Origin of the sequence: Actinophytocola sp. (assembly GCF_035942955.1) — a bacterium.
Lineage (GTDB): Bacteria > Actinomycetota > Actinomycetes > Mycobacteriales > Pseudonocardiaceae > DASYTH01.
Genome location: NZ_DASZCQ010000078.1, coordinates 1 through 6,954, shown reverse-complemented (window position 1 = coordinate 6,954; position 6,954 = coordinate 1). Strand labels below are relative to the sequence as shown.

The 6,954-nt window shown below is 68.9% G+C and carries 9 protein-coding genes; all 9 read left to right on the top strand.

The genetic code is table 11. From position 1 onward, the window contains the following. Nucleotides 1-384 (top strand): nucleotidyltransferase family protein (locus VGX25_RS08540; protein WP_326917085.1); only part of this gene is annotated, 384 nt, incomplete at its 5' end. Then, nucleotides 374-769, top strand: coding sequence for a DUF86 domain-containing protein (locus tag VGX25_RS08535; RefSeq protein WP_326917084.1), 396 nt, complete (start codon nt 374-376; stop codon nt 767-769). The genes VGX25_RS08540 and VGX25_RS08535, both read left to right, overlap by 11 nt. A gap of 204 nt (nt 770-973) precedes the next feature. Continuing rightward, complete coding sequence (locus tag VGX25_RS08530; protein WP_326917083.1) at nt 974-1,402, top strand: NADH-quinone oxidoreductase subunit A; 429 nt, start codon at nt 974-976, stop codon at nt 1,400-1,402. A gap of 12 nt (nt 1,403-1,414) precedes the next feature. Beyond that, entirely contained in the window at nt 1,415-1,963 is a 549-nt protein-coding gene (locus VGX25_RS08525) for an NADH-quinone oxidoreductase subunit B family protein (RefSeq protein WP_326917082.1), read from the top strand. Nucleotides 1,964-2,057: 94 nt separating this feature from the next. Beyond that, nucleotides 2,058-2,828 carry an NADH-quinone oxidoreductase subunit C gene (locus VGX25_RS08520; RefSeq protein WP_326917081.1) on the top strand — a complete coding sequence of 257 codons (771 nt, stop codon included), beginning with the start codon at nt 2,058-2,060 and terminating at the stop codon, nt 2,826-2,828. After that, the gene (locus VGX25_RS08515) at nt 2,825-4,198 is read left to right on the top strand and encodes an NADH-quinone oxidoreductase subunit D (RefSeq protein ID WP_326917080.1); all 1,374 of its coding nucleotides are present in this window, start codon (nt 2,825-2,827) and stop codon (nt 4,196-4,198) included. The genes VGX25_RS08520 and VGX25_RS08515 overlap by 4 nt, the downstream gene beginning before the upstream one ends. 101 nt (nt 4,199-4,299) lie before the next feature. Then, entirely contained in the window at nt 4,300-5,082 is a 783-nt protein-coding gene (nuoE, locus tag VGX25_RS08510; protein ID WP_326917086.1) for an NADH-quinone oxidoreductase subunit NuoE, read from the top strand. 179 nt (nt 5,083-5,261) lie between these two features. Continuing rightward, on the top strand, nt 5,262-6,563 hold the full coding sequence (gene nuoF, locus VGX25_RS08505; RefSeq protein WP_326917079.1) for an NADH-quinone oxidoreductase subunit NuoF: 1,302 nt from the start codon (nt 5,262-5,264) through the stop codon (nt 6,561-6,563). Continuing rightward, nucleotides 6,560-6,954, top strand: a 395-nt coding sequence (locus VGX25_RS08500; protein ID WP_326917078.1) for a 2Fe-2S iron-sulfur cluster-binding protein, incomplete at its 3' end; no start/stop codon positions are given. The genes nuoF and VGX25_RS08500, both read left to right, overlap by 4 nt.

Genomic DNA, 6,954 nt, shown 5'->3' with positions numbered 1-6,954 from the left:
GCGCCCGGCCAGCCGGCGGGGCGCCCCGTCGTTTGCAAGGCCGACCATCCGGCCGTTGGCCGGTCGATCGGGCACATGACGAGCATGACCCTGGAGGAGTTGGAGCCGCTCCGCCCGGCTGTCGCCGAGCTCTGCGCCAGGTACGGCGTCGTGGAGCTCCTTGTGTTCGGCTCCACCGCCCGCGGAGAGGCGGATCCCGACAGTGATGTCGATCTGCTCTATGTCCGCGGTTCGGACGCTGTGCAGGGCCTGGCATTCTTCGGCTTCCATGACGAGCTTGAGGCCTTGCTTCATCGGCACGTGGACCTCGTGCCCAAGGACGGACTGCACTGGGTGATCAAGGAACGCGTGCTGGGCGACGCCGAGATCCTCTATGCCGCGTGACGGCGACCGGGATTCGCTGTATCTGACCGACATCGTGGAGGCCGCGCAGACCGTCGCCCGCTGGATCGACGATCACGGCGACGGTTGGCGAGACGATGAGATCCTCCTCAACGCCGTGCCGCGTCAGCTCATGGTCGTGGGTGAGGCGGCAAACTGCTTGAGTTCCCAGACGCGGGAACGGCTGCCCGACGTTCCCTGGCACAGGATTAGAGGTTTTCGCAACCACGCCGTCCACGCTTACTTCAGCATCGATTGGGCGATTGTCTGCGAGATCGCCGTCGCCGACCTGCCCGATCTGCGTCGGCGGGCGATGGTGCTGCTGCGCGCCGACTATCCGGAGATTGCCGCCGCGCTCGATGGTCGTTCGCAGATGCCCCCAGCCTGAGCGCCCCTCGCGCGTGGGAGGAGAGGGAGCGGCCTACACTTGGCCGCATGCCGTGTGAAGAGCTTCACAGGAGAGCGGATTAGCTTGTGAAGATTTTCACAAGCTCGGCTGCCTGCGGTAGTTAGGTGTGCCTAACAAGCGGTGGGTGTGCGGGCAACCCATAGGGTGCCGGCCAGGGAGCGGGAAAGGACGACGAGGGTGTCTATGGTCCAGACCTTCACTGCGCTGACCCAACCGGCCCAGCCGGAGACCGGCATCGTGTCCACCGGGCTGGGCAGCTACCTGCCGCTGGTGCTGCTGTTCGGGCTGGCGGCCGCCTTCGCGATCTTCTCCGCCACGCTGGGGCCGCTGCTGGGACCGCGGCGGTACAACAAGGCGAAGCTCGAGGCGTACGAGTGTGGCATCGAGCCGTCGCCGCAGCCGGTCGTCGGGGGTGGCCGGGTGCCGGTGGCGTACTACCTGACCGCGATGCTGTTCATCCTGTTCGACATCGAGATGGTGTTTCTCTACCCGTTCGCGGTCGCGGCGGACGCGCTCGGGGTGTTCGGTCTGGTGGAGATCTTCTTGTTCATCGCGACGGTCGGCTTCGCCTACGCCTACGTGTGGCGGCGCGGCGGACTCGACTGGAACTGACGGGGAGGACCAATGGGCCTCGAAGAGAAGCTCCCCAACGGAATCCTCTTGGCCAGCCTGGAGAAGCTGGTCAACTGGGGACGCAAGAACTCGCTGTGGCCGGCCACCTTCGGCCTGGCGTGCTGCGCGATCGAGATGATGACCACCGGCGGGCCGCGGTACGACATCGCCCGGTTCGGCATGGAGGCGTTCCGGGCCAGCCCGCGGCAGGCCGACCTGATGATCGTTGCCGGCCGGGTGACCAACAAGATGGCCCCGGTGCTGCGCCAGATCTACGACCAGATGGCCGAGCCGCGCTGGGTGCTGGCGATGGGCGTGTGCGCGTCGTCCGGCGGGATGTTCAACAACTACGCGGTGGTGCAGGGCGTCGACCACGTCGTGCCGGTGGACATGTACCTGCCCGGCTGCCCGCCCCGGCCGGAGATGTTGCTCGACGCGATCCTCAAGCTGCACGCCAAGATCATGGACGAGCCGATCAACGCCCGCCGGGCCGCCGAGAAGCTCGAGCGCGGCGAGCGCACGGAGCTGATCCCGTCCTCGGTCAAGTACGCGAAGAAGTGAGGCCCATGCACAAGGAGTGGCGGCAGTCATGGTGACCACTGAGCGCGCCATCGCCGAAGCTTCGGCGCAGAATCGCATAAGGCTGTGAGTGCCGATGGCTGACAACAGCAAGCCGGAGCCCGGCGCCGAGCAGTCCAGCGCGCAGCGGCCCGAGCCCGGCATCGAGCCGAGCTCCGGCGCGGCCGCGCCCGCCGCGGCGCAGCCGGGCGTGGTGGCCGGCAAGGCACGCAAGGGAATGTTCAACGTCGGCGACGCCGGCGACACGACCGGCTTCGGCGGGCTGCGCCTCCCGGCGTACAGCCCGGCGCCGGCCGAGCCGCCCTACGGCGGCTGGTTCGACGAGTTCATCGAGGAGCTGCACGCCTCGTTCCGGCAGCGCAAGATCCCGGCCGAGGCGATCCAGCAGGTCACCGTCGACCGCGGGGAGATCACCCTGTACCTGCGCCGCGAGCATCTCGTCGCGGTGTGCCGGGCGCTGCGCGACGATCCCGCGCTGCGCTTCGAGCTGTGCAGCTCGGTGTCCGGAGTGGACTACGGCCCGGACGTGCCGCAGCGGCTGCACTCCACCTACCACCTGACCTCCATGACCTTCCGGCGGCGGATCCGGCTCGAGGTGGCCGTCGACGTCGACGACGCGCACGTGCCGAGCGTCGTCGAGGTCTACCCGACCGCCGACTGGCACGAGCGCGAGGCCTGGGACATGTTCGGGATCGTCTACGACGGACACCCGGCCCTGACCCGGATCCTGATGCCGGACGACTGGGACGGCCACCCGCAGCGCAAGGACTACCCGCTCGGCGGGATTCCCGTTGAGTACAAGGGCGCCGAGATTCCGCCACCGGACCAGCGGAGGTCCTACTCATGACCGAACGACTCTCCGACGTCAAGACCGGCACCGCCACCACAGGGGCCGAGCGGGCCAGCGATCCCTATGCCACTGCCACGGCACGGGACACCACCGAGGGCCGGATCTACACGGTCACCGGCGGCGACTGGGACCAGGTGCTCGAGGACGCGATCTCCGACGAGCGCATCGTGATCAACATGGGTCCGCAGCACCCGTCCACGCACGGCGTGCTGCGGCTGGTGCTCGAGCTGGAGGGCGAGACCGTCACCCAGGCCCGGTCGGTGATCGGCTACCTGCACACCGGGATCGAGAAGAACTGCGAGTACCGGACCTGGACCCAGGGCGTCACGTTCGTGACCCGGATGGACTACCTGTCGCCGCTGTTCAACGAGGCGGCCTACTGCATGTCGGTGGAGAAGCTGCTCGGCATCGAGGCGCCGCGGCGGGCGCAGGTGATCCGGGTGCTGCTGATGGAGATCAACCGGATCGGCTCGCACCTCGTCGCGCTGGCCACCGGCGGTATGGAGCTTGGCGCGCTGACCGCGATGACGATCGGGTTCCGGGAGCGCGAGGAGGTCCTGCACCTGCTGGAGTTCCTGACCGGCCTGCGGATGAACCACGCGTTCATCCGGCCAGGCGGGGTCGCCCAGGACCTGCCGTCCGGCTACGAGCAGGCCATCCGCGACTTCATCGACGTGATGGACGAACGGCTGCCCCAGCTCGACAAGTTGCTGACCGGGCAACCGATCTGGAAGAACCGGCTGATCGGCATCGGCTACCTGCCGGTGGACGCGTGCCTGGCGCTCGGGGTCACCGGGCCGATCCTGCGCTCGGCCGGGCTGCCGTGGGACATGCGCAAGACCGAGCCGTACCTGGGCTACGAGGAGTACGACTTCGAGGTGCCCACCTCGACGGAGGCCGACGCGTACTCCCGCTACCTGCTGCGGGTCGAGGAGATGCACCAGTCGCTGCGGATCATCGAGCAGTGCCTCGACAAGTTGGAGCCCGGCCCGGTGATGGTCGAGGACAAGAAGATCGCCTGGCCGGCCAAGCTGACCATCGGCGCCGACGGGATGGGCAACTCGCTCGAGCACGTCCGCAAGATCATGGGCCAGTCCATGGAGGCGTTGATCCACCACTTCAAACTGGTGACCGAGGGCTTCACGGTGCCGCCCGGCCAGGTGTACGTGCCGGTGGAGTCGCCGCGCGGCGAGTTGGGCTACCACGTGGTGTCCGACGGCGGGACGCGGCCGCTGCGGGTGCACGTGCGCGACCCGAGCTTCGTCAACCTCCAGGCCATGCCGGCGATGTCCGAGGGCGGCATGGTGGCCGACGTGATCGCCGCGATCGCGTCGATCGACCCGGTGATGGGAGGGGTGGACCGGTGACATCACAGCAGCCGGCGTCCCGCGGGCTGACCCACGGGGGCTCGAGCGTCGGGCCCGGACAGACCTGGGCCGCGGCGGAAAGAGACACCCCCGTCGAGGACATGTCGGCGGTGAGCCGGGAGGAGACCGAGCGGCTGGTCACACCGTCCACTTCGGACATGACCGTGTTCGGTCCGGACATCGTGGCCAAGGCGCGGCAGATCATCGCGCGGTATCCCGAGTCGCGCTCGGCGCTGCTGCCGATGCTGCACCTGGTGCAGGCGGTGGAGGGCTACGTGACCCCGGCCGGCGTCGACTTCTGCGCCGAGCAGCTGCACCTGACCACCGCCGAGGTGAGCGCGGTCGTCACGTTCTACACGATGTACAAGCGCAAGCCGTGCGGCGAGCACCTGGTCAGCGTGTGCACCAACACGATGTGCGCGATGCTCGGCGGCGACGAGATCTACAAGCGACTCGGCGAGCATCTCGGCGAGCCGCGCAAACCGTTGGGGCACGAGGAGACCGCGGGCACGCCGGGCGAGCCGGGGTCGATCACCCTCGAGCACGCCGAGTGCCTTGCCGCCTGCGACTTCGGGCCGGTGCTGCAGGTCAACTACGAGTTCTACGACAACCAGACGCCGGAGTCGGCCGTCGAGCTCGTGGACGCCCTGCGGCGCGGTGAGAAGCCGGCCCCGACCAGGGGCGCCCCGCTCACCGACTGGCGCACGGTCTCGATGGAGCTGGCCGGGTTCTACCCCGAGGACGCCGACGAGTTCCAGTCCGCTGTGGACGGACCGTCGGCCGCGGCGGAAACGCTGCGCGGCGCGCAGTTGGCCGCCGACCGGGGCTGGACCGCCCCGGCCATGCCCGAGGACGCGCCGCTGCCGCCCGTCGAGACGAGGTGATGCCAAAGTGACTCGCGGCAACCAAGGTGACCACCGAGCGCGCCCAGGCCGAAGGCCCGCGATAGAGGTGGCGGGGCCTCCTGGCAGCAACGGTGACGGTTGGCCGGTCGTGGCCCCGCCGGATCGATCGCGGTCGCGCGCGAAGCCGCGAGAAGACTGCAAGAAGTGAGGGGGCTCCAATGCCAGATCCGTTGACGCCGGTGCTCACCAAGCGGTGGCTGTCGCCCCGGTCCTGGACGCTGCAGACCTACGAGCAGCTCGAGGGCTACACCGCGCTGCGCAAGGCGCTCGCGGGCACACCCGAGCAGATCGTCCAGCTGGTCAAGGACTCCGGGCTGCGCGGCCGCGGCGGCGCGGGCTTCCCGACCGGGGTGAAGCTGTCGTTCATGCCGCAGAACGAGGACAAGCCGCACTACCTGGTGATCAATGCCGACGAGGGCGAGCCGGGAACCTGCAAGGACATCCCGCTGATGATGGCCGATCCGCACTCGCTGATCGAGGGCTGCATCATCGCCTCGTACGCCATCCGGGCGCACCGCTGCTTCATCTACGTCCGCGGCGAGGTGCCGCACGTCATCCGCCGGCTGCACGCCGCGGTGCGCGAGGCCTACCGGGCCGGCTACCTCGGCGCCGACATCCTCGGCTCCGGCTTCGACCTGGACATCACCGTCCATGCCGGCGCCGGCGCGTACATCTGCGGCGAGGAGACGGCGCTGCTCGACTCGCTGGAGGGCCGGCGCGGCCAGCCGCGGCTCAAGCCGCCGTTCCCGGCCGCCGCCGGCGTGTACGGCATGCCGACCACCGTGAACAACGTGGAGACCATCGCCAGCGTGCCGTTCATCGTCAACGGCGGCTCGGACTGGTTCCGCTCCATGGGCACCGAGCGCTCGCCCGGCCCGAAGATCTTCTCGATCTCCGGCCACGTCGAGCAGCCTGGTCAGTACGAGGCTCCACTCGGGACGACGCTGCGCACGCTGCTCGAGCTGGCCGGCGGCATGAAGGACGGCATCCCGCTGAAGTTCTGGACCCCGGGCGGCTCGTCCACCCCGCTGTTCACCGCCGAGCACCTGGACGTCCCGCTGGACTTCGAGGGCGCCACCGAGGCCGGCTCGATGCTCGGCACCACCGCGTTGATGATCTTCAACGAGACCGTGTCGGTGCCATGGGCGGTCATGAAGTGGACGAAGTTCTACGAGCACGAGTCGTGCGGCAAGTGCACGCCGTGCCGGGAGGGCACCTACTGGCTGGTGGGGATCCTCGAGCGGATGCTCGAGGGCAGGGGCACCGAGGCCGACATCGACACGATGCTCGACATCTGCGACAACATCCTCGGCCGGTCGTTCTGCGCGCTGGGTGACGGCGCGGTGAGCCCGATCGTGAGCGGCATCCAGTACTTCCGAGACGAGTTCCTCGCCCTGTGCGGCCAGCAGTCCAAGGCGGCCAAGGCCGTGAACCCAGCGCTGGTGGGAGCCAACGCATGACCATTGCACCGGAAGAGAACAAGACCATCGCCGTCCCAGAAGGGCACGTCCGGCTGATCATCGACGGCGCCGAGGTGGTCGCGCCCAAGGGCGAGCTGCTGATCCGCACGGCGGAGCGGCTGGGCATCGTGATCCCGCGGTTCTGCGACCACCCGCTGCTCGACCCGGTCGGCGCCTGCCGCCAGTGCCTGGTCGACATCCCCGACGCCGGCAACGGGCGGCCGTTCCCGAAGCCGCAGGCGTCCTGCACGCTGCCGGTCGCCGAGGGCATGGTCGTCAACACCCAGGTCTCCAGCCCGGTCGCGGACAAGGCGCAGCAGGGGATCATGGAGTTCCTGCTGATCAACCACCCGCTGGACTGCCCGGTCTGCGACAAGGGCGGCGAGTGCCC

Excerpts from the sequence above, each read along its gene's own strand:
- VGX25_RS08535 (WP_326917084.1), top strand. The coding sequence starts at position 374 with ATGCCGCGTGACGGCGACCGGGATTCGCTGTATCTGACCGACATCGTG.
- VGX25_RS08530 (WP_326917083.1), top strand. The coding sequence starts at position 974 with ATGGTCCAGACCTTCACTGCGCTGACCCAACCGGCCCAGCCGGAGACC.
- VGX25_RS08525 (WP_326917082.1), top strand. The coding sequence starts at position 1,415 with ATGGGCCTCGAAGAGAAGCTCCCCAACGGAATCCTCTTGGCCAGCCTG.
- VGX25_RS08520 (WP_326917081.1), top strand. The coding sequence starts at position 2,058 with ATGGCTGACAACAGCAAGCCGGAGCCCGGCGCCGAGCAGTCCAGCGCG.
- VGX25_RS08515 (WP_326917080.1), top strand. The coding sequence starts at position 2,825 with ATGACCGAACGACTCTCCGACGTCAAGACCGGCACCGCCACCACAGGG.
- nuoE (WP_326917086.1), top strand. The coding sequence starts at position 4,300 with ATGTCGGCGGTGAGCCGGGAGGAGACCGAGCGGCTGGTCACACCGTCC.
- nuoF (WP_326917079.1), top strand. The coding sequence starts at position 5,262 with ATGCCAGATCCGTTGACGCCGGTGCTCACCAAGCGGTGGCTGTCGCCC.